22 protein-coding genes are annotated in these 23,465 nt (G+C 36.3%); 20 read left to right on the top strand and 2 right to left on the bottom strand.

Features of this window, described 5'->3' with window-relative positions; translation table 11 throughout:
• Positions 1 to 147: 147 nt before the first annotated feature.
• Positions 148 to 1,308 (bottom strand): class I SAM-dependent methyltransferase, encoded by a 1,161-nt coding sequence (locus ACQKMI_RS16575; protein ID WP_427490693.1) that lies wholly within the window; start codon positions 1,306 to 1,308, stop codon positions 148 to 150.
• A gap of 183 nt (positions 1,309 to 1,491) precedes the next feature.
• On the opposite strand from ACQKMI_RS16575, the gene putP reads away from it, so the two are divergent.
• From putP to ACQKMI_RS16515, 12 genes are all read left to right on the top strand, one after another.
• Complete coding sequence (putP, locus tag ACQKMI_RS16570; RefSeq protein WP_427490691.1) at positions 1,492 to 2,979, top strand: sodium/proline symporter PutP; 1,488 nt, start codon at positions 1,492 to 1,494, stop codon at positions 2,977 to 2,979.
• Between the two features lie 142 nt (positions 2,980 to 3,121).
• Positions 3,122 to 4,408: a GTPase HflX gene (gene hflX, locus ACQKMI_RS16565; protein ID WP_323647729.1), complete on the top strand. Its 1,287-nt coding sequence runs from the start codon at positions 3,122 to 3,124 to the stop codon at positions 4,406 to 4,408.
• Between the two features lie 407 nt (positions 4,409 to 4,815).
• Positions 4,816 to 6,303: a peptide MFS transporter gene (locus ACQKMI_RS16560; protein WP_427490689.1), complete on the top strand. Its 1,488-nt coding sequence runs from the start codon at positions 4,816 to 4,818 to the stop codon at positions 6,301 to 6,303.
• Positions 6,304 to 6,937: 634 nt separating this feature from the next.
• Entirely contained in the window at positions 6,938 to 8,083 is a 1,146-nt protein-coding gene (locus ACQKMI_RS16555; protein WP_427490687.1) for a M20 peptidase aminoacylase family protein, read from the top strand.
• Positions 8,083 to 8,907, top strand: a complete 825-nt coding sequence (locus ACQKMI_RS16550; RefSeq protein WP_427490685.1) for a GNAT family N-acetyltransferase — start codon at positions 8,083 to 8,085, stop codon at positions 8,905 to 8,907. Before ACQKMI_RS16555 ends, ACQKMI_RS16550 begins: the two co-directional genes overlap by 1 nt.
• Before the next feature lie 22 nt (positions 8,908 to 8,929).
• Entirely contained in the window at positions 8,930 to 10,036 is a 1,107-nt protein-coding gene (menC, locus tag ACQKMI_RS16545; RefSeq protein WP_427490683.1) for an o-succinylbenzoate synthase, read from the top strand.
• A 260-nt stretch (positions 10,037 to 10,296) separates the two neighbouring features.
• Positions 10,297 to 11,349, top strand: coding sequence for a YkvI family membrane protein (locus ACQKMI_RS16540; RefSeq protein ID WP_427490681.1), 1,053 nt, complete (start codon positions 10,297 to 10,299; stop codon positions 11,347 to 11,349).
• Between the two features lie 275 nt (positions 11,350 to 11,624).
• Positions 11,625 to 12,575 (top strand): ABC transporter permease, encoded by a 951-nt coding sequence (locus tag ACQKMI_RS16535; RefSeq protein ID WP_323647721.1) that lies wholly within the window; start codon positions 11,625 to 11,627, stop codon positions 12,573 to 12,575.
• Positions 12,568 to 13,521, top strand: a complete 954-nt coding sequence (locus tag ACQKMI_RS16530) for an iron chelate uptake ABC transporter family permease subunit (protein ID WP_427490679.1) — start codon at positions 12,568 to 12,570, stop codon at positions 13,519 to 13,521. Before ACQKMI_RS16535 ends, ACQKMI_RS16530 begins: the two co-directional genes overlap by 8 nt.
• The gene (locus ACQKMI_RS16525) at positions 13,518 to 14,279 is read left to right on the top strand and encodes an ABC transporter ATP-binding protein (protein WP_427490677.1); all 762 of its coding nucleotides are present in this window, start codon (positions 13,518 to 13,520) and stop codon (positions 14,277 to 14,279) included. The genes ACQKMI_RS16530 and ACQKMI_RS16525 overlap by 4 nt, the downstream gene beginning before the upstream one ends.
• A gap of 62 nt (positions 14,280 to 14,341) precedes the next feature.
• Complete coding sequence (locus ACQKMI_RS16520) at positions 14,342 to 15,352, top strand: siderophore ABC transporter substrate-binding protein (protein ID WP_427490675.1); 1,011 nt, start codon at positions 14,342 to 14,344, stop codon at positions 15,350 to 15,352.
• Position 15,353: 1 nt separating this feature from the next.
• Complete coding sequence (locus ACQKMI_RS16515; protein ID WP_427490673.1) at positions 15,354 to 15,668, top strand: antibiotic biosynthesis monooxygenase family protein; 315 nt, start codon at positions 15,354 to 15,356, stop codon at positions 15,666 to 15,668.
• A 204-nt stretch (positions 15,669 to 15,872) separates the two neighbouring features.
• On the opposite strand, the gene ACQKMI_RS16510 is transcribed toward ACQKMI_RS16515, so the two are convergent.
• Positions 15,873 to 16,496 (bottom strand): hypothetical protein, encoded by a 624-nt coding sequence (locus ACQKMI_RS16510; protein ID WP_427490671.1) that lies wholly within the window; start codon positions 16,494 to 16,496, stop codon positions 15,873 to 15,875.
• Positions 16,497 to 16,897: 401 nt separating this feature from the next.
• Here ACQKMI_RS16510 and ACQKMI_RS16505 point away from each other — a divergent pair, with 401 nt between their 5' ends.
• The 8 genes from ACQKMI_RS16505 to ACQKMI_RS16470 all read left to right on the top strand — a co-directional run bounded on the left by ACQKMI_RS16505 (position 16,898) and on the right by ACQKMI_RS16470 (position 23,384).
• Positions 16,898 to 17,047, top strand: a complete 150-nt coding sequence (locus ACQKMI_RS16505) for a hypothetical protein (RefSeq protein WP_427490669.1) — start codon at positions 16,898 to 16,900, stop codon at positions 17,045 to 17,047.
• Positions 17,048 to 17,134: 87 nt separating this feature from the next.
• Complete coding sequence (locus ACQKMI_RS16500) at positions 17,135 to 18,037, top strand: polyprenyl synthetase family protein (RefSeq protein WP_427490667.1); 903 nt, start codon at positions 17,135 to 17,137, stop codon at positions 18,035 to 18,037.
• Between the two features lie 12 nt (positions 18,038 to 18,049).
• On the top strand, positions 18,050 to 18,211 hold the full coding sequence (comX, locus tag ACQKMI_RS16495; protein ID WP_427490665.1) for a competence pheromone ComX: 162 nt from the start codon (positions 18,050 to 18,052) through the stop codon (positions 18,209 to 18,211).
• 83 nt (positions 18,212 to 18,294) lie between these two features.
• Positions 18,295 to 20,508, top strand: a complete 2,214-nt coding sequence (locus ACQKMI_RS16490; protein ID WP_427490663.1) for a sensor histidine kinase — start codon at positions 18,295 to 18,297, stop codon at positions 20,506 to 20,508.
• A complete protein-coding gene (locus tag ACQKMI_RS16485; RefSeq protein ID WP_323648043.1) occupies positions 20,492 to 21,106 on the top strand; it encodes a response regulator transcription factor in 615 nt (204 codons plus the stop codon). The genes ACQKMI_RS16490 and ACQKMI_RS16485 overlap by 17 nt, the downstream gene beginning before the upstream one ends.
• A 430-nt stretch (positions 21,107 to 21,536) precedes the next feature.
• Positions 21,537 to 22,436, top strand: a complete 900-nt coding sequence (locus ACQKMI_RS16480; protein ID WP_427490661.1) for a hypothetical protein — start codon at positions 21,537 to 21,539, stop codon at positions 22,434 to 22,436.
• Positions 22,437 to 22,465: 29 nt separating this feature from the next.
• On the top strand, positions 22,466 to 22,594 hold the full coding sequence (locus ACQKMI_RS16475; RefSeq protein ID WP_427491016.1) for a hypothetical protein: 129 nt from the start codon (positions 22,466 to 22,468) through the stop codon (positions 22,592 to 22,594).
• Between the two features lie 178 nt (positions 22,595 to 22,772).
• Positions 22,773 to 23,384: a phosphatase PAP2 family protein gene (locus ACQKMI_RS16470; protein ID WP_427490659.1), complete on the top strand. Its 612-nt coding sequence runs from the start codon at positions 22,773 to 22,775 to the stop codon at positions 23,382 to 23,384.
• The last annotated feature ends 81 nt before the right edge of the window (positions 23,385 to 23,465 follow it).

Here is a 23,465-nt window from a genome sequence, read left to right as displayed (position 1 = left end):
TGGCGATGAAATACCCGCGAAAGGGAGACGTATACCCGCGCTTGGCGATGAAATACCCGCGGAAGGAGTGAATACCCGCGCTCCGCGATGAAATACCCGTAGAAGCAGCGTAAATCCCTGCATTTCACTCACAAATACCGCGGCATTTTATAGGTAAGCTTGTAACTCAGTTGCTAAAAACGGCTTGGCATTTAGCAACTTTAAAAACGCATCATAGCTAGCGCGCTGTTCAGTGCTTGGCTTTTTACCAGTATGATAAGCTCTTATTAAAATGTTTTTTGGTGTATTTTCCATATCGATAAACTCCAGCAGTTGTGCCTCATAGCCCACAAGTGATAGAATTTCTGCTCGGATTGCGTCCGTTGCAAGCGCTGAAAAACGCTCGCGTACGAGACCGTGCTGAAGCATGATATCAAGAGCTGGTGTATTTAGCTGGCGATTTAGCTCATGCTGGCAACAAGGGACACTTAAAATAACGCTTGCTCCCCATTTTACGGCGCGGGCCAATGCCATATCAGTGGCAACATCACAAGCATGTAGCGTTACCACCATGTCCACAGCAGACTCATCATTATAATCATTAATATCTCCTACTAGAAATTCGAGTTGCTCATAGCCTAAATCCTGTGCGATTTGTGAGCAATCTTCAATGACTTCCTTCTTTAAATCCAAACCAGTGACACGAATGTCTAAACCTTTTTCGATTTTTAAATAATGGTATAAGGCGAATGTTAAATAGGATTTGCCTGAACCGAAATCTAAAATACGAACCTGACGATCCTTTGGTAAATATGTTAATGCATCATCAATAAATTCGATGAAGCGGTTGATTTGTTTGAATTTATCGTATTTTTGTTTTTTTATTTTTCCTTCTTCCGTTTGTACGCCAAGACGAATTAAAAACGGGTATGGCTTATCCTCTGCTAGTAAATAGTTTTTCTTGCGATTATGCGCTAAATTGACTTGCTTTTGTGTTGGGGATTTATCGGATTTCCATAGTACTTTGTTCTTTTTTGATAGCTGCACTTGTATTTTTTCATCAATAAAATCAATATGTGCTTGGCGGTAATCGTTCAAAAATGCTTCTAGCTTCTCAGGGAAATCTTCTAATAGAACATTTTCATGCTTTAAAATACGTTCAAATTGATATTCAACTTGTATATGGTAAGCATCCTTCAATAATAAAGGTTTTAGCTTTATACGTTTTACTTCGTTTGATTTCATACGTGGTTGACTGATTGTTGCAGTAACAAGTTGCTGTTGTAAAATCCGCTCTATAAGTTGGGTTTTCATTTCTTCAAATGTCATACATTTCGCCTTCTTTATCGTGTTATAGATGGCACTAGTTTAACATACTTTATGAATTGCATTGCTATTATAAATGTCAGAATGCGCTCTTTGAATGATTATAGGTTATTTTGTATATTTGTGTTATTTTAAATATAGAGAATTTTTAATAAAAGGATTGATAGGGAAACTAGGGGGAAAAATATGTCTGCAAACATGTATCAATTACTTGCGATTATTATTTATATGATCGCTATGCTAGGAATCGGTTGGTATGCATTTGTTAAAACAACGAATTTAACGGATTACATGCTTGGTGGGCGTTCGCTAGGCCCTGCTGTCACAGCGCTAAGTGCAGGTGCAGCAGATATGTCTGGCTGGCTGTTAATGGGTTTACCGGGTGCAATCTATTTATCTGGAATTGTTGAGGCCTGGATTGCTATTGGTTTAACGATTGGTGCCTATTTGAATTGGCTACTTGTAGCACCGAGACTACGTGCATATACACAAATTGCTAATGACTCAATTACTATTCCGAGTTATTTAGATAATCGTTTACATGACAGTACAAAGCTAATAAGAATTGCGTCGGGTATTATTATTTTAATCTTTTTTACATTTTATGTTTCTTCGGGAATGGTTGCAGGAGGCAAGTTTTTTGATAGTTCATTTGGCTATGAATACCATACTGGTTTATTGCTTGTATCTGCTGTTGTTGTTGCATACACATTGTTTGGAGGATTTTTAGCGGTTAGTTATACAGACTTTTTACAGGGGCTAATTATGTTTATAGCACTTATTTCTGTCCCGTTATTTGGATTATTTTTAACAGGTGGAATTGGAGACACAATAGCATCTATTAAAGCTGTAAATCCTGAACATCTGAGCTTATTACCTGCAACTGCAACTGCTGCGGCAATCATTTCATCACTTGCATGGGGACTAGGTTATTTTGGACAACCACATATTATCGTGCGCTTTATGGCAATAAGTTCAGTAAAAGAAACAAAGCAGGCACGTCGTATCGGTATTGGTTGGATGATGTTAAGTTTATTCGGAGCGATTGCGACAGCTTTGGTAGGTTTGGCTTATTATGAGCAAAATGCAGGTGAGTTAAAGGACGCTGAGACGGTATTTATTGTACTTGGCCAAATCCTATTCCATCCGTTTATTGCAGGTATAATGCTAGCTGCCATTTTAGCCGCGGTTATGAGTACAATTTCATCACAATTAATTGTTACTTCGTCAGCACTTGTAGAAGACATTTACAAAGCCTTATTTAATAAAACAGCAGATGATAAGCATTATGTTTTTATTGGCCGTGTCGCTGTTTTAGTTGTAGCTATTATCGCAGCAATTTTAGCGTGGAATCCAGATAGTTCTGTTTTAGACTTAGTGGGCTTTGCTTGGGCTGGCTTCGGTGCAGCATTCGGTCCAGTAATATTGCTGTCCCTATATTGGAGAAAATTAACGAATTACGGAGCTCTTAGTGGGATGGTAGCAGGTGCTGCAACCGCCTTTATTTGGGGGAAAATAAAATTCCTAGCTGATACATTATATGAGATTGTACCTGGCTTCGTAGTGTGCCTAATCGTAGCGGTTATTGTCAGCATTTTGACATATAGACCGAATAAAGATATTGAAGACGAGTTCAATCGTACTGAAGTATTGTTAAAAGAAGAACGTAAGTAAATAAATGAATGTAGTGCGCCTTTTGTATAGAAGGCGCATTTTTTTCTATATACATGTTAAACGACACGGTTTAGGACATTATATGGTAAGATGAAGAAAATTTGTCGTAGTAGCATCAAGGCATTGGTGGGAGGTTTTGTGGATGGATAGAATTAAAGAAGTAGATATATTGGTTGAAAAAGCTATTTTAGTTGGCGTAAATTTACGGAATGATGAGCATTTTGATTATTCAATGGAGGAGCTGGAAAATTTAGCTGAAGCTTTAAATGTTGAAGTTGCCGGCATTGTCACACAAAATTTAGAGCGAGTTACGCCATCTCATTATGTTGGAACAGGGAAAATTGAAGAAATAAAAAACTTTTATGATGAAGTACAAGCAAATTTAGTGATTTTTAACGATGAGTTATCACCTTCGCAAATCCGTAATTTAGAGCGCGATTTAGAGACAAAGGTTATTGATAGAACGATGTTGATTTTAGATATTTTTGGACGTCGTGCTAAAACAAGTGAAGCACAGATGCAAGTTGAGTTAGCACAATTGCAATATATGCTACCTCGTTTGGTTGGCTTGCACGCTTCTCTCAGTCGTCAAGGTGGTGGCACTGGTGGTGGCTTTAAAAACCGTGGTGCTGGTGAGACAAAGCTCGAGCTAGACCGTCGTAAAATTGAGGATCAGATTTCGAAAATAAAGAAGGACCTAGAGCATGTAAAGGAGCAACGAGAGACACAGCGTAAACAACGACGTAAAAATGCCGTCCCTGTCGTTTCCATTGTTGGCTATACGAACGCCGGTAAGTCAACCATTATGAATCAGCTACTTACGAAAATAGGGCAGGAAGATCATAAGCAAGTGTTTGAGAAGGATATGCTTTTTGCCACACTTGAAACATCTGTCCGTCAAATAGAATTACCTGATAAAAAGACGTTTTTATTAACAGATACAGTTGGTTTCGTTAGTAAATTACCGCATCATCTAGTAAAGGCATTCCGCTCGACTCTGGAAGAGGCTCGTGATGCCGACTTATTACTCCATGTTGTAGATGTTTCCAATTCTGAGCACGGCTTTATGATGGACGTAACAAATGAAACGCTTAAAGCAGTTGGCGTTGAAGGGATTCCAACAATTTATGTGTATAATAAAGCTGATATAGCAAGCGTTCCATACCCTGTTATCAGCGGTGATAACATTTGGATTTCAGCGAAGGAAGGAACTGGATTAGAGGAATTATTGCAAATGATACGTCAGCATATTTTCTCTGATTATATAACATGTAAAATGCTCATTCCGTATGAACAGGGAAATATCGTTTCTTATTTAAATGAACATGCCTCTGTCTATGAAACAGCGTATGAAGAAAATGGTACGCTGCTAACGCTAGAGTTGAAAGAAGCGGATTATGCAAAATTCCAACAATATGTAATGAAATAATCAATAACATCATTGTTTTAAAAGCATGCTAGAAGCACTTCGTGTTTCTAGCATGCTTTTTTATAATCGAAAAAGCGAATTTATATCGCTGTGAATGAAATTATAGATAATACTAGCTTTTTTGTTTAAAAAGTAAAAAATCTGACTATAAAATATTTTAGAATAATTTAATGGTGGTTTATAATTTAGTAGATATTAAAGAATCAGAAAACTTAGGAATATCAATAGGTTTGGTACAATTTTATGGAAATTAAACTGAATTTAAAGAAAAGGTGTAAAATTCCAACATTTTTTAAAACTCTTGAAAAAGTTTTTAAAACACTTTAGTATGATGAAATAAAGTTTTTATCTTTAATATTGGGTAATAATATTATTATTGAATAATGAAATCGGGAGAGGATATTTTTATGTCTACTAAAGATGAAATTGTAAAATCCGTCCCTCAAGATGGCTTTGTCGGACACCCTAAAGGGCTCTTTACATTATTTTTCACTGAATTTTGGGAACGTTTCTCATACTACGGTATGCGAGCAATTCTGATTTTCTTTATGTATTATGAATTGCATGAAGGCGGCTTAGGCCTAGATCGTGGACTAGCGAACTCAATTATGGCTATCTACGGATCATTGGTTTACATGTCAGGGATTATCGGTGGTTGGATTGCTGACCGAATACTAGGTACACGTAGGACTATTTTCTATGGTGGCGTGTTCATTATGATTGGACATTTCCTGCTAGCGTTACCTGGTGGCGCAAGCATGTTATTTGTTTCAATGTTCTTTATTGTTATTGGGACAGGTTTATTAAAACCGAACGTTTCAAGCATTGTCGGAGATATGTATGCTGATACAGATAGTCGTCGTGATGCAGGTTTTTCAATTTTCTATATGAGCATTAACATGGGATCATTCCTTGCACCATTAATTGTCGGAACAATTGGACAACAGTATAGTTTCCACCTAGGCTTTGGTATAGCAGGGGTAGGGATGTTAATTGGTTTAATAATTTTTAAATTAACAGGAAAAAAATATTTAGGGTTAGCAGGATTACAGGTAAACAACCCGTTATTGCCTGAAGAACGGAAAAAAGTCTTTACACGATTTGGGATTTTAGCGCTACTTATTATTATTGCTGGGGCAATTGGTATCAAAACTGGCGTACTAACAGTGAATGTTTTTGGTTTAATTATTACGGGGCTGGGTATTGTAATCCCAACGGTGTACTTTATTTATATGTATCGCAGTGAGAAAACAACGAAGGACGAGAAGTCTCGCGTGCTCGCTTATATTCCTTTGTTTTTATCGGCTGTAATGTTTTGGGCAATCCAAGAACAAGGGGCGACTATTTTAGCAACGTATGCAGATAGTCGTACACGATTGGATATTGGTGGTTTTCATATTCCATCTTCTTGGTTCCAATCATTAAACCCTTTATTCGTCGTTACGATGGCTCCGTTATTTGCCATGTTATGGATGAAGTGGGGAAATAAGCAACCATCTACACCGCGTAAATTCGCTTATGCATTATTCTTTGCAGGATTGTCATTCTTAGTGATGATGCTTCCAGCGTATTTATCTGGTGGTACAGATTTAGTAAGTCCATGGTGGCTAGTATTATCATTCTTTTTAGTTGTAGTTGGGGAGTTATTATTATCGCCAGTAGGGTTGTCAGTTACTACAAAATTGGCTCCGAAGGCTTTTGCTGCACAAACGATGTCACTTTGGTTTTTAACAAGTGCAGCTGCGCAAGCGATCAACGCACAACTTGTAAAAGTCTATGAAGTGGTAAGTGAATTCACATACTTCGGTTTCTTAGGCTCATTATCAATTGTTTTCGGGATCATCATATTAGCACTTTCGCCATTTATTTCAAAAGCAATGCGAGGTATTAATTAATCAAAAGATGCAAGTACAGTTATTCAAATAACTGTACTTGCATTTTTTTTGCATTAAGGTCATTTACAGTAAAGGTTGGCAACATTCGTGAAAGCTTCACATTGTGCCTCTAGAAACAAAAGTGATGGATAGAACTATTAAATGGAGATAGAATGTCATAAAGCATCCAATCATTATAATGAAGAACCGATTCTATGATCGATTTTTCTTATGATACTAAGTGTTATTTAATTGGCTCGCATCAAAAGTTAGGGATGACATTGTAAAAACCTATGCCGTGTAAATAGGTTGATTGGAGTGTAGGCTGGGCGACTCCTTGGGGATCAGCGATAGGGGAACGAAGGCTAAAACCATCACATCCTGTGATAACGCCTTCGTGACCAACATCCTGTTGGCCCGAGACCCTGGAGCGAGCAACGCGAGTGAAGCGGCTCATCGGACGCCTCCAGGAAAGCGCCCAGCCGGAACGGAAATCAACCACACGTTATGCGATGAGCCATTTATCTACTGTCCAAAAGCATTTGGTTTTATCATGTAGTTAATTTACTGAATGCGGGACGTTTCTGTCTAGAAAAGTTTTCATTTTCATTTATAATAATCTTAATAGTGTGAAAATTAAAAGGGGTTGGATGCTGTGAAGGAAGCTTTGAATCGATTGAGGCCAAGATTACTGGAGATTTTCACGTATTTGCACGCGAATCCAGAAATAAGCTGGCATGAGGTAGAAACAACAAATTATATTTACGATTTACTAACGCAGGAAGGTTATACACCAATACGCTTTAAAAACAGTACAGGGCTTTATGTAGATGTAGGAAATGGTCATCCTAAAGTAGGTTTACGTACAGACATAGATGCGTTATGGCAGGAAGTAGATGGTGAGTTTCGTGCGAATCACTCCTGTGGCCATGATGGACATATGACGATGGCAATCGGTACTCTCTTACTTTTGAAAGAGCTTGCTCCATCGTTCAACGGTACAATTCGTGTGATTTTTCAACCAGCTGAAGAGAAAGGGACAGGTGCTTTTTCCGTTTTAAAAGAAGGTGTCATTGATGATTTAAACTTTTTATTTGGTGTCCATGTAAGACCTGTCCATGAGCTTGAAGACGGTACATATTGTGCCGCGTTACATCATGGAGCCTCTCGATTGATAGAAGGGGAGATCATTGGAGAAGATGCCCACGCTGCAAGGCCACATCTCGGCGTGAATGCCATTGAAGTAGGAGCAACTATTATCGAAGATTTACGAACGATTCATACAGATCCGATGATTCCTGTATCAATTAAGATGACCAAATTCCATGCAGGAGGGGAATCTGGCAATATTATTCCTGGAAGTGCATCGTTCACCATTGATATACGAGCTCAACAAAATGATGTAATGGATGCACTTGCACAGGGAGTAAAGAGGGTTATTGATTCTTCCAAGATCTTGCATAAAGTGCAGATTGAATTATGTACAGTAGCGAATGTAGTAGCTGCTGAGGTAGATCCAACTGCTCAATATCTTATGGAGCAAGCAATCGTGCAAGCAACAGGGTTGTCGAATTTAAGAAAGCCCATTCGTACACCTGGAGGAGAAGATTTTCATCACTATGCTGTGCAACGCCCACATTTAAAATCAACGATGTTAGGTTTAGGCTGTGGACTAACACCAGGACTACATCATCCGAAGATGAAATTTAAGCAGGCGAGGCTGGTAACTGGAGTTGAAATCCTTACAAGAGCAGTATTGTTAGCATTGGAGTCAGGGAATACAAAGGAGGGATCAGCATAATGTTAGAGAGGGTACGTATTCAAAAAATAATGACCCCTACGGAGGTTGCAGAAGTACAAATTTTAAACGAAAGTATTTGGGGGAGTCAGGCTATTCCTTCTCATCAATTGTTAGCGGCTGTACAAAATGGTGGATTAGTGCTTGGGGCGTATTTAGACGAAAAGCTGATTGGCTTTAACTACTGCTTTGTTGGCTATGGTCATGGAAAAATGTATTTACACTCACACATGATTGGTGTAGAGAAAACATATCGTGAACAAGGTGTAGGTGAATTATTAAAGCATGCCCAGCAGGAATATGCCAAAGAACATGAGTTCCAACTTGTGATTTGGCTATTTGATCCACTAGAGGCATGTATGGCTAATTTATCGTTTTTGAAGCTCAATTCCTTTAGTTTTCAGTATGAAAATGATTATTATGGTCCGCTCAAGGACGATTTTAACGATGGGCTACCTTCAGATCGAATTGTCATAGAATGGTGGGTTGAACGCGATCGAGTGGAGGATTCCTTGGATGAACTGGAAGAGGGAGCCGAAGAAATTGTACCATGGTCGCTAACGGTAGATGGCTTACCAGTGCTCGATATTGATGGTGAATTTCAGCAAGAGCAATCCTTTTATAAGGACGCTTATTTATTGCCCATTCCTCAACATTTACAAAAGATGAAAGTGGAGAGTCCTAAGCTTGCAGAAGACTGGCGTTATAAAGTTCGTACCATTTTAACGACATTGTTTGAACAAAATTATGCAATCGTTCGAATGAAAAAGCACAAGGAATATGTCCATAGCTATCTATTAGTCAGACGCTCCTTATTAGCTTTATAATAAGGATAAGGAGTGAAATCTTGTGAAACTAGAACAGATTACAGTTAGACATATAAAAATGCCAATGAAATCACCGTTTACAACGAGTTTTGGCACAATTGATGAAAAGGAACTTCTACTTATAGAAGCGATAGATGAATCAGGAATTGTAGGATGGGGAGAAGCTGTTGCATTTGTAGCGCCTTGGTATACAGAGGAGACATTAAAAACAACATGGCATATGCTTGAAGACTTCTTGATTCCTATCTTGTTACATAAAGAGGTTGGGCATCCAGATGAAGTTAGTGCTTTGTTTTCCTCTATTCGTCGTAATTACATGGCGAAGTCCTCTATTGAAGGGGCTATATGGGATATTTATGCTCAACAAACGAAACAATCACTCGCTCAAGCGTTAGGTGGAGATAAGAAACAAATAGAGGTAGGTATTAGCGTAGGTATTCAATCTTCCACCGAAGCATTAATAGATCTATTAAAAAGTCATGTAAATAAAGGCTATAAACGAGTAAAAGTGAAAATTAAGCCTGGTCACGATGTAGAAGTAATTCGTGCTATACGAGCTGAAATGCCCGATCTGCCATTAATGGTAGATGCTAACTCGGCCTATACATTGAACGATATGGATGTATTGCAGCAACTTGATGCATTTAATCTATTAATGATTGAGCAACCTTTAGCTGTAGATGATATTGTCGATCATGCTAAGCTACAGCGAAAGATAAAAACGCCTATTTGCTTAGATGAAAGCATCACCTCTTATGAAGATGCTCGAAAGGCGATAGGGCTAGGTAGTTGTGGTGTTATCAATATTAAAATAGGACGTGTGGGCGGTTTAACAGAAGCAAGAAGAATTCATGATTTATGTAAGGAAAATAAGATTCCCGTTTGGTGTGGCGGCATGTTAGAGGCCGGAATCGGACGAGCGCATAATATTGCATTAACATCGCTCACTAATTTTATACTGCCGGGGGATACTGCGGGCTCTAGTCATTATTGGTATGAAGATATCATTACACCTGAAGTACTTGTAGAGGATGGTTATATTCGTGTGCCACAAACAATTGGTATTGGATATACCCCTAATATGAAGGTAATTGATAAGCTAACAATCAGCAGAAAGGTCTATCAATAATAGGTTCATCACCAAATGTTGTGAATGACTTTTGGTAAAACGTCTACTATGTAAATAAGTTGATCTTCGTTACGGCTGAGCGACTCCTTTGGGATTAGCAATAGAGGAACGAAGGCTAAAGTCATCACATCCTGTGATAACGCCTTCGTGACCAACATCCTGTTGCCCCGACGCCCCCAGGAAAGTGCCCAGTCGGAACGGAAATCAACCACACGTTTTGGTGATGATCCCGATAATAGGATAAACAGGGAGAGAACTGATTGAAAAAAAGTTTGCAAATCGGTGGTGCCTATGTAGGAATTATCGTCGGTGCGGGATTTGCATCAGGACAGGAAATCGTACTTTATTTTACGAGCTATGGCTTTCAAGGGATATATGGTGCTCTTATTGCCACATTTGGATTTGCTTTAGTAGGAATGTGCATTGCACAAATTAGCTCAAGGTTACGTACGACATCGCACAAGGATTTAATTTATCAAATTTCAGGTAATACTGTAGGTTTTGTGATGGATTATTTACTGTCCCTTTTCTTATTCGGTGTAGCAGTAATCATGTTTGCGGGGGCAGGTGCTACGTTTCATCAAATGTTTGGTCTGCCGGTTTGGCTAGGGAGCATTTGTATGATTGTACTGACTATAGCAACCGTTATGATGAATGTGAAGAGTATTATAAACATTATTGCTATTGCTACACCCTATCTGCTAGCAATTGTCTCGATAATAGCTGTCTATTCATTAGCTACGATGGATTTAACCTTTGTCGAACAAGCTGTTATCGCACAACAAGTACAAGTGAGTACTAAAAGCTGGTGGATTACAGCTTTACTGTATACGTCTTTTAATATCGGTGTATGTTTTTCGCTTTTAACTGTTATGTGTGGATCTATTCGCAATGAGAAGGTGGCTGGGATGGGAGGTATTATTGGTGGGATTTTGCTTGGAGCATTAATTCTTCTTATTAACCTATCCCTTCTTGCTAAAATGAATGTAATCGTTGGTATAGATATACCGATGCTAGCATTAGCAAATGAAATCCATCCTTTAATCGGTCTACTGATGTCCATTTCTTTATTAGGGATGATTTATAATACAGCAGTAGGGATGTTCTACTCATTCATGGTGAGATTTGCAAAACCGAATAAGGCTAGTTTTAAGATAACTGCCGTTTTTATAGGTGGTTTGGGCTTTTTAGCAAGTCTGGCTGGTTTTACGACGCTTGTAGCCAAGCTATATGCTGTGATGGGGTATGTCGGTTTTATATTAATCGTTTTAATTATTTTTGCGTGGCTTAAAGGCGTTCGACGAATAGCATAATTGATTAAATAAGGTGATTGAGAGCAAGTTAGTTTTTTATTCTCAATTACCTTTTTATTTGTGTTAGAAAAGTAGAGGTATTTAACTTTGAAGATCCAAAAAACGTAGGAATTCCGTTAAGAATGCTTGTTTTTTAAGCATTTTCAAATAAAACGAGAATAATTCTCAATTGAAGGTTGACTGAGAATGGAAACGAGCTTATAATGAGAATCGTGAGTAATGATAATCGTTTTCAATGAGAGTTACGAGCAAAAATGAATCTACCGGGGATTACAATGAAAAAAAGATATCTTTTAACAGCAACTGTTGTGTTGTCTATAGTTTCACTATTTATCGGAGTAGTTGATATTAAACCGAGTGATCTTTTAGACTTCGAATCAGAAGAAACTAGACTATTTTTTATTAGTCGTATACCGAGACTTGTAGCAATCTTGTTAGCAGGTGCAGGTATGAGTATTGCTGGTTTAATTATGCAAAGCTTAAGTAGGAATAAGTTCGTGTCACCAACGACAGCAGGTACATTAGATGCTACAAAGTTGGGGGTACTAATTTCGATGATGTTTTTCACAAATGTCACGTACTTTCAAAAAATTTCCTTCGCTTTCATATTTGCTTTAGCCGGCACATTATTGTTTATGCAAATATTAAATCGAATAAAGTTTAAAGATGCGATCTTTATACCGCTTATTGGCTTAATGTTTGGGAATATCCTTTCTTCAATTACAACGTTCTTTGCGTATAAAGCGGATATTATCCAAAACATTTCTGCATGGTTACAGGGAGATTTCTCATTAATGATGAAAGGTCGTTATGAGCTTTTATACATAAGTGTACCCGTGCTGATATTAGCTTACATTTATGCGAACCGCTTTACAGTGGCAGGAATGGGTGAAGATTTTGCAAAAAATCTTGGTCTTTCCTATAAATTCATTGTGAATTTAGGTTTAGTGTTAGTAGCACTTATTTCAACGACGGTGGTACTAACAGTTGGTGTGATTCCATTCCTTGGTTTAATCATTCCAAATATAATTTCGCTGTTCAAAGGGGATAACCTTGCTAAGACATTGCCTCATACCGCACTACTAGGAATGTCGTTCTTATTATTCTGCGATATTATAGGGCGTGTACTGATTTTCCCTTATGAAATTCCGATTAGTATGACTGTCGGTGTCATCGGAAGTGCAATCTTCCTAATTATGTTGTTTAGGGGGAAGGCATATGCGTAACCGTACAAAAATGTTGATTTTACTAGGTTTGGCCGTAGCATCTATTTTACTGTATGTATTTTATGAACTTAATGGTAATTATCATTATGCGTTCCCACGACGTCTCGTTAAAGTGTTTGCTATGTCGTTAACGGGGATTGCGATTGCTTATTCAACCGTAGTCTTCCAAACGATTACACATAACCGTATTTTAACGCCAAGTGTAATGGGACTTGATGCTTTATATATGTTGGTTCAAACGTTCATCTTTTACTTCTTTGGTTCTATGTCAATATTCGTCATTAATGCTAAATATAATTTCTTACTAGCTGTTTCAGCTATGGTTATCTTTGCGTTAATTTTTTATCGTGTATTGTTCAAGGAAGGAAAGCGTCCGATTTATTTCTTACTGCTTGTCGGTATGATTGTCGGAACATTTTTAGGAAGCGTAACTACGTTCTTCCAAGTATTAATAGACCCGAATGAATTTTTAAGCTTACAAAGTAAAATGTTTGCAAGCTTCAATAATGTCAATTCGGATTTAGTATGGCTTGCAGCTGTTGTCATCATCATTACCTTTATTTATGGCTGGCGTCATATGAACCAACTAGACGTAATGTCTCTTGGTCGGGATACAGCCATTAACCTAGGAGTACCATATGACAAGCTTGTACAGCGTATGCTCATAATATCTTCGGTGTTAATAGCCGTGTCTACAGCTCTTGTCGGGCCTATTACGTTCTTTGGCTTAATCGTAGCAAATTTATCGTATCAATTTTTCAAGACGTACAAGCACTCTGTGATCATCGCAGGTTCTTGTGTAATGAGTATTGTAGCTTTAGTCGGTGGTCAGTGGATAGTCGAACGTATATTTAACTTCGATACAACACTGAGCGTTATTATAAACTTTGTAGGTGGCGTATACTTCATCTACTTATTATTGAAGGAAAGTAGGTCAGCAGGATGATCCAAGTAAAAGAACTCTCCAAGTATTTTGGGAAAAAACCGGTCATTCAAGATGTTAGTGTCGACGTTGCACCAGGGAAAATAACATCTTTTATTGGACCAAATGGTGCAGGTAAATCAACATTGCTTTCAATGGTAAGCCGTTTACTTAATGCAGATACTGGAGAAGTATTACTCGACAAGTCAGATGTACGTCGTTGGAAATCAGATGATTTTGCAAAGCGAGTATCCATTTTAAAGCAGTCAAACTATATGAATGTACGCCTAACAATTCGTGAGCTTGTTTCATTCGGGCGTTTTCCTTATTCAAAAGGAAATTTAAAGCCTGAGGATGAGCTAAAGGTAGATGAAGCAATTCAATATATGAATTTAGAGGATCTTCAGCACAATTATTTGGATGAATTATCCGGTGGTCAACGTCAACGTGCATTTATCGCAATGGTTATTGCACAGGACACAGACTATATTTTACTTGATGAGCCACTCAACAATTTAGACATGAAGCACTCTGTGCAAATTATGAAGATTTTGCGTAAGCTCGTTGATGAGCTAGGGAAAACAGTTGTCATCGTTTTACACGATATTAACTTTGCTTCCGTCTACTCTGATCATATTGTCGCATTAAAAAATGGTCGTGTTGTCAAAGATGGTCCAACAAATGACATTATCAACCCTGATGCGCTTAAGGAAATCTATGATATGGATATTCCTGTTCAAGAACAGAATGGCTGTCGCATTTGTGTCTATTTTAACTCGTGAAAATAGTAATAGATGGTGCTACCGTCTAGACTATTAAATAAATTTAAAGGAGCAATTTTACGATGAAAAATTGGAAATTACTTACTGTATTAATGGCTATGATGCTATTAGTATTAGCTGCTTGCGGTTCTAAGGACGAAGCAAAAAAAGAAGAGAAAGATTCTTCAACTGATAACAAGCCTGCTGAGGGGCAAAAGGAAGAAGCTACAGCTTATCCAATTACAATCCCAGGTAGCACACAAGGTGAAAGTACAATTAAAGAAGTAACACTTGATAAAATGCCAGAAAAAGTTGTTGTATTTGACTATGGTTTCCTTGATACTTTAGATGCTTTAGATGTTAAAGTTGCAGGTGTTCCACAAAAATCAGTTCCAAAATATTTAAGCAAATATGCTGATAAATCTTACGTAAATATTGGTGCTTTAAAAGAACCTGATCTTGAAGCAATCTCTAATATGAATCCAGATATTATTTTCATCTCTGGTCGTCAAGCGGCAGCTTATGATGAGTTATCTAAAATTGCACCGACAGTATTCGTAGGTGTAGATGCAAAAGATTTCATGCCATCATTCAAAGCTAACGTTGAATTAGCTGGTAAGATCTTTGGTAAAGAGAAAGAAGCTGCTGATGCATTTGCTACTTACGAAGCAAAAGTAGAGGAAGTTAAAGCGAAAACAGCTGCAGCTAAAGAAAAAGCTTTAATCGTTCTTGGTTCTGAAGGTGCATTATCTGCATATGGTTCTGGTTCACGTTTCGGTGTGATTCATGATGTTTATGGTGTGAAAGCTGCTGATGAAAAAATTGAAGCTTCTACACACGGTGCTAACGCATCATTTGAATATGTACGTGACACAAACCCAGATATTTTATTCGTAGTTGACCGTGATGCTGCTGTAACTCCAGAAGGTGAGACTGGTACAAAAGCTGCAATTGAAAACGAAATCGTTGGAGCTACTAACGCTGCGAAAAACGGTAAAATCTTTTATTTAGATCCACAAGTTTGGTATTTATCTGGTGGCGGTTTAACTTCTGAAACTCAAAAAGCTGATGACATTTTAAAGGCGTTTAAATAATATGTTTGTACAAATTAAACGTATTGTCGTTACGGAAGGGAATTCCGATAAAGTTGTTGAGCGTTTTGGTGCTAAAAAGGATGGTCCAACATTACTTGAACAACAACCAGGCTTTATTGATAAGCAAGTACTTGTAAAAAAAGTACGACGTGGTGATGAGGAAGTGTTAATTGTGGTTCGTTGGGAATCAGAAGAGGCATGGAAAAATTGGGAGAAGAGCCCGGAGCATATTGCTGGTCATAAAGCAAATGCTGGTAAGCCGAAGCCTGATCACATCATCGAAAGCGGACAAGAAGTTTATTATGTAAAAGGTTAATAATTTAGAGGTGTCTCAAAGTCCATTTGAGACACCTTTTTCTTATGAATATGCATGTCTGGTAGAAATAAAACAATAGATAGGCAAAGTGGCGGATGGGAAAATTATGCAATGAACAGATCCACTGAAATGACACATAAAACGTTATTAAGAAAGAAGGAGGCACAAATCTATAACAGTGCCATACCCAATCCAGTTTTATTTCTAGTGTTTAATAGACGATTTATTCCATGCATTAAATGCTGTCGTAATATTAATAGAAATACCATTGTCACTAATGGAGACCTCGGTAAAATGTTTAGGTGCCCAATTAACTTCCTTTACAGCAGCAGTATATTTCCCTAAAGAGGACGTTTCTATTTCTGAATTATAGAGATGCACAGGTAGGTCGACTGTTTCTCCAATATGATTAGCATTAGATGAAGTGCTAGAGCAATTGCCTCTAGCATTTATAATACAAAAGCTTGGTAACGTGTAGATTATAGGTATGTTTAATCCAGAGTTAAATCGACTTACTAAAGGCGCTGTAGACTGACTTTCTTCAGATACTCTTATAATTCCATACGGTTCAATAAAAGCGTCTAACTTTTGCTGAAGAGTATCCTCAAATCCAGGAATATTGCAAATAAAATTTGAAAATGTAGATTTGCTTTTATACACTGCTAATGTTTCTTTATATGCCTGTTGCTCGGCATCAACAATTATTTGCTCTATATATTGCTGTTCTTTCGAAGGTTTTTTAATCGTGATTTCCTCTTCAGACACAGAAATTGTACAGGAGAAATTAGCCGTAAGTATTAAAACGTTTCCATTTACTTCATGTTTCAATTCAATCACTCCCTGTGTTTCGAGTATTTCCTAGTTAATAGATTTAAACAATTCCTATTTAACTTCTTTCAGCGAGTGTCCAAACACCCGCTGAAATAGAGGAACTCAGTCTGAGAACGCCACGTCCTGTGGCAATTTATCTGTGCGAAAGCGTAGCGACAGCAACACACGACTGAGTGACCAACATCATGTTGGCCCAAAGCCTTCGGACGCAATTATGACAAGGCATAAATGATAATGGCTCATCACGATAACGTAAGGGATTTTCATTCCGAATGGACTTCAATATGACTGTATTTCCAAGAAGTTGTCTAGCCTCTTCTCTTCAGTACGTGGCATACGGCCTCATTTCCATTTCTAATTTTTAGCGATGAACATTTTAACTTGAATTAATCAAAAAAATGTACGAACAGAATGCAAATGATCTTATCCTATTTAAGCGTATCATCCATAAGGACGCCATTTCAATGGTGGGTTTACGCCAAAAAATGGCGGTCAATAATATAATACCGCCACTTTTTGGCGGTATTTCGTTAAACAAGATGATGTAAAATATTTACTTATAATTTCAACGTCTAGTATTATTTCCCATTAATCTGTATACTATTTAATAACACATTTGGGGGAGGAGAGGACTATTGCAGGAGCTTGACGTACAAATTAATGAATCATTGGACTTTCTAATCGAGAACGAGATATTAATAGGTCATGAACTACGGTCAATGCTAAAAATTTTTAAGGAAGAAAAAAAGGCAGTTGGCTATTCATTTGGTAAGCTATGTTATTGGCATTACGAAGCATTTACAGATTGTTTGAACGAGGATATCTATAAAGTTGCCGCAGCTATCGAATTTTTAATTTTATCTTTTGATATAATCGATGACTTGCAGGATAAGGACTCAGACTACAGTTGGACTAAAACACCTGAACTATCATTAAATGTGGCTTTAGCTATGCTAATGATGGCTTCTAAAACTATACGTGAGACTTCCTTCGAACACAAAAGTACAGCTATTCAAATACTAGAGTATTATGCATTGCGTAGTATAAATGGTCAGCAACTAGATTTACTTAATACTTGTAGAGATGAGCAAACATATATACAAATGATTGAACAAAAGTCAGGTTCTTTAACAGCAATGGGTTGCTTAATTGGTGAAGTACTTGCAAAAGGTGAGACATCTTCAAAGGTTGAGGAGTATGGAAAATACATAGGTATTATCCAACAAATTAAAAACGATATTCAAAGTTTAAAAACTTGGGGACCTAAAAATGATTTGCTAAATAAAAGATACTCATTGCCTATTATTTATCTTTTATCACAGAAAAATGATATTTCAAAGTCTGTTATAAACTATTATAATGATGATATAGATGCATTTTTGGATAATAACGCTACGGAAAACGAGTTGACAAATGGTGGTGCGATACGTTATGCAGTTACAATGAAAAATGTCTACAAGTTTAAAGCATTTGATATTCTTGAAAATGTAGCTATAAATGAAGTATGTAAAGACTACCTAAAAAAACTAATGAAATGAGGAGAGATTTGTATGATTAATGTAATTCAACATCTAGAAATGAACCCAGACATAGTTGCACTATTAAAGGAACAAAAAGCCTCATTAATTGGAGTTTCAGCTATGGAGCAAAAGGCAATACTTGCCTCATTTGAAGAAGTAGTAAGTAGCTTAGAAGTCGCATTTTGGAACTGAAAATAATTAAACGTATATGGTTTCTACTTGCTATAAGTATTTACATATTGCTAGGATCTTACCTACTATATGTCACTTATAGCATGAATTTTTTTGTTCTAGATTTAAAAGAAGAAAATGGAGAATGGGTAGTAACTAGTTCATACAATAAACAATTAGCGAATGGAGTTCGAATATCTGAAGGAGATGTTGTTTTAAGTGTAAATAACATTCAAACAGAGGATGTCCCTAATGTAAAACATGATCATTTAATACGAACGGCAAGCTTACTAACGATTTTAAAGCCTAACGGACAAATAATTGATGTAAAAATTAGTAGATCAGATTTTCTAGAGCAAGTTATTTATTATATATTGGTAATACCAACCATTTACTTTTTTTTAACATTAATTATTGTGTTTTACCTATATTTTAAACAAAAAAATACATCTCTTTTATGTTTACTTATTTTATTTATGCTCACGGTTTCCATGGCTTATGTTAGCAGCGGTCCATCCGGCGGTCTTAATAATATAGGTGTAATCGTTAACCGTGGTAGCATGTTACTATGCTTAGTGTTATTACTCCATTTTTTAAGAAATTATTATACATTTTTAAAAACAAATTGGTTGCTTTCTAATAATATAAAAATATTTTATATATTCCCTGTGATGGCAATGATACTAGGCGGTATGGGTATTATTTACCCTGCTATTAATAGTTTACTATCGAGTATTGTACTAGCTTCGTTCTTCGTTTTACTTATTACCATACTTAGTATTTTATTGCTAAGCTATTTCAAATATAAAACACCTCAGTTAAAAGTTATATTAATTAGTATACTGATTCCGTTTCTACCATTCCTTTTTCTATATGCGCTCCCTAATATTTTATTTCATCAATCTATACTTTCGGGTGAAAGTAGTGCACTATTTTTATTGCTAATTCCGTTTAGTTTTATTTTTACACAATTAGCAGAACGGCTATTTGATCTCGAATATCATATTACTAGATTACGCTATTATGTAATTTTTTCATTGATATTTACTTTATGGTTTATAGTTGGTTTGTATTGGATTGCAGGAAAAAATTTAACTATCCCCGTAATAACAGGTGTTTCTTTTTTCACTTTTACATCGTTAGTTGTTCTTTTTTACATAAAAGAGAAGGTAGATTATCGAAAACGAAAAATTTTATTTTCGACAAAAGGGGATTATATACATCAGCTATACACTGCTGTCGATAGGATTGGTAAAACGATAAAAATAGATGAGCTTCTAGAGAAGTTTGCTCAAGAGGTTTCATTACATCTTGAGCTAGAGCATGTATTTGTATTAACCTATAACTATGACACAAATCAATTTACTTCAACGATTGAGGGAAGGTTTGCAATTGATCCAGCCCTAATAGAGGATTTAAAATTAGGAGAAATACGGAGAATTAACAAAGTCTACTTAGCCTTCCTCCATCAAGATGCTCATTATAAAAGAGTCTTAGTATTGGAACATAAAAATTCGATTCATTTAAAAGATGAAGAGCTTCTATGGCTTGAATTGCTTTTATTATATGTAAACAATTTTATTGAAAATACAAAGATGGTAGAAGAGCTGCTAGAGGAACTAAAGCATATGAGGCAAGCAGATGATAGTCAACTACCTTGGTTAAGCAAATTATTATGGTTAAGATTTGAAGAGGAAAAATATCAATTAGCTCAAGAATTACATGATACCAATTTGCAAGAGCAGCTCCATATTGCTCGAGAGGTTGATGTCCTAGTCAATACGAAAGATACAACTGATATCCAGCAAAAACTTGAGAAAATTCATCAGCAGATGATTACTTCTTTACATGATTTAAGAGCTTATTGTGAAAATTTAAAGCCTCCATTATTAGATACATTAGGGTTAAACGCTGCGTTAGAAAAGTTAATTCGTAAAGTAATAGAAAGAGCTAGTTTTGAATTAATTTATACGATAGATCGCCTTTATTTAGAGGATGAGCGTATGAATTTAATGATTTATCGACTATTCCAAGAATTACTCAACAATGCTATAAAACATTCCTATGCAACAACAGTTGAAATTCGTTTACAGGAAATGGATGATGGTTTTGAAATCATCTACAAGGATGATGGTGTAGGCTGTAATATTGAAGATATTATTGTCGGAGAGTCTATGGGAATTCAAGGTATGCAAGAGCGTGTAAAGGCCTTTAACGGGCAGTTTTACATCGATTCACATGTCAATGAAGGGATGTTTATTAGAATTACAGTAAAAGAAGGAAGTGATACACTTGATTACGATGCTCATAGTGGATGATCACCCTATTGTGTTAGAGGGAACGAAAAATTTATTTCAAGAAAATGAAGATATTATAGTTGATACGGAAAGTGATGCAACTCATGTCATACAGAGACTTAAAGACAAACCATATGATATCTACTTAATTGATATAAATATGCCGTTAGAAAATGGCATTAATTTAGCACGTAACATTAAAGCTATCCAGTCAAATGCTTCAATTATCCTTTATACTGGTGATGATATTACTGATTACTATCCACTTATTTTAGAACGGAAAATAGAAGGGATTTTGGCTAAAACAGCGTCTAAGGAGCAAATTTTACGAACTGTTCGAGCCATTGTAAATGGTGAAATTGTTTTACCTCAAAATTTCTTAGATTTTCTTGATAATAAATTTAAATTGCAAGATGCAAAACTTGATATTCACTTAAATGAAAAAGAAAAGAGAATTTTAAGACTGATTGCGGAAGGCCATACAAATAAAGCGATTGCTATTGAGTTAAATATTCCTCAGCGAACAACCGAAAGATATTTAACACAGCTGTTTTCTTTATTGAATGTAGATTCACGGACAGACGCTGTAAATCTTGCGGAAAGAATGAATTTACTATAGATTGTCTGTATGTTATACTCATTCCGGTTGGTAGATTTTTCAATAAAAAGGGAGAGTTTAGGTGGTTTTAAATACCATATTTTAACTTAGTTAATTATACCTAAACTTTAAGTCTAAATAGCTATAATTTTCGTGTAACACCGCCAGATTTTGGCGGTGTTTTTTATATATCCGCCAAATCACGCCAAAAATCGGGACAAAGACCGCCAAAAAATTGGCGTAAACCCAACATTGAAATGTCGGTGTAAGTACTGGTACCCTTAAGATAATCGTGGTTAAGTAGATTTGCTATAGTAAGTAATACGATAATATTAGATTTCGATAAGAACCTGGTTATCTAAGAATAAAGTAGAAATTGTAGATTTTTTTAAAGTTACTAGCTAGTCAACATACTTCACTATAAAACTTTATATAAAGGTAGGCGTGTATTTTGAAAGTAGAACTTGAAAATTTATTTTCTATAGATGAATCTAGTCAAGATCAAGTTATAAAAGTTTATAATCGCTATGGTATTTTCGTCGGTGCGCCTGAAATAAGAAAGAGAAATTTAAAGGCATCATTTAATCCTATTTTTACATTAAATGATGATGTAACATATGAACATGTAGCGGCACTATATAAATCATTGGAACATGAATTAGGAATTGTTTCTATCGGAGAACGTTTTTATTTTGACTTTTCAGATGGTGAATATGAGCAAGCTCCATTGTTTACCTTAAATTCGACAGGTAACTCACCTGATATGTTTATAGATGATAAAGGAACGTTATTTTCTATAAGCACCCATTGCCAGCATTGTGGACTTATGGAAAAAGAACAACTTTCGCCATTAGTGATAGATACAACAGAAATGAAAGATCGTCATCTAGTTCATGTGAGCGGGTATTGGGTAGCTTCGCAGGAATTAGCGACATTAATGAAGCAAGAGGATATTAAAGGTTTTGAACTTTTAGAGGTTATTCATCAAGGACCGGAAGAAGGAAAGCGAAAGGCTTTTCAAATTATACCGACACAAGTATTGCCGGAATCTAGCACTGAAAGAGTTAAATTGTATTTTGCGACAGAGCAGCCTCCATGTCGTTGTGGGTTAAGTGGGGTAATTAATGGTCCTGATATTTATCATCGTGAAGATTTAACTAATATAACAAATGATATAGTCCTCTCGGCAGAATGGAGTCATGATGGAAGATATTTATACAGAAAGACTTTATTCAGTAGAAAGTTTAGAGAATTAATTATTAAAAACAATATATCCCGTGAGGTAAGAGGAGAGAAGGATAAAAACTTTGGGCCGAAGGATTGGTTATTCGATCCAGTGTTATTAAAATAATTTAAACCGAAGATGAGGAAGTGTATATTTTGTTTAGAAAAATAATACCTATTGTTGCCATCTTATTTATAGTTGCGTTAGCTTTTTCAAATTATTTTAATAAAGCAGGAGAAAAATCCTTTGTCATACCTCAAGAAAGAGGGAATAGGGTAGGTTAGATAAGGTGAAGACTAATAATCAGTGGGGAGTTTAACCCCCACTGATTATTAGTCTTTACCAATCGGGCATTTAGGGCAACCTGTTAATGCGGGATAAAAAGCAAATTACCTCAAGTAAGCTTAAATATGATATGATGTGAAAAATATAACAGCGTATAGTTTTGAGGTGAAGTATTATATGAAAAAATGGGCTTATCTTTTAGCCGTATTAACGCTCATTACCTTTTTTGTGTTACGAGTTACTTTTCCAAGTAAATTAATCAGTACTTTTGATACAAAAATGGCTGATTTATTTTTCGGTAACCGTTTTATAGAATTTTTTCACTATATAGGAGAACCGGTATTTGTAGTGTTTGTAGCTATCGTCTTAATTGTGTATTTAGCATGGAAGGTGAAAAATAACCGAGGTATATTATTTGTTTTGTTAACAATTGCTGGTGGGAATGTACTTAACCAATTATTAAAAAAATGGGTACAGCGACCAAGACCGGAGATTGAAGATCAATTAACATCCTATAGCTTTCCATCTGGACATTCTATGACCGGTATCTTGTATTTATTTACAATCGCTTATATTTTTTCGGAGAATAATAGCAAGGGACGTAAGACATTACTTTGGCTTGGAGCAGTTGTTTTAACTGTGCTTATTGGTTTGTCTCGAATTGCTGGAGCCCGTCATTTTGCTTCAGATGTATTGGCCGGATGGAGTATGGGGTATACGTGGTTTATCATTTGTGTTTTTTGGTACGAACGTCGAAAGAGACTTTTTAAAGCGAAAAATAAATCATGAACTTTGAAAGGGAGCCATCTAATTGATGGTTCCCTTTGTTATGTAGAAATAAGAGCGTCAATTATGAACATACAGCTTTTA

The sequence above is a fragment of the Lysinibacillus sp. NPDC097214 genome, assembly GCF_050277945.1.
Classification (GTDB): domain Bacteria; phylum Bacillota; class Bacilli; order Bacillales_A; family Planococcaceae; genus Lysinibacillus; species Lysinibacillus xylanilyticus_B.
This window is presented reverse-complemented; position numbering and strand designations above follow the sequence as displayed.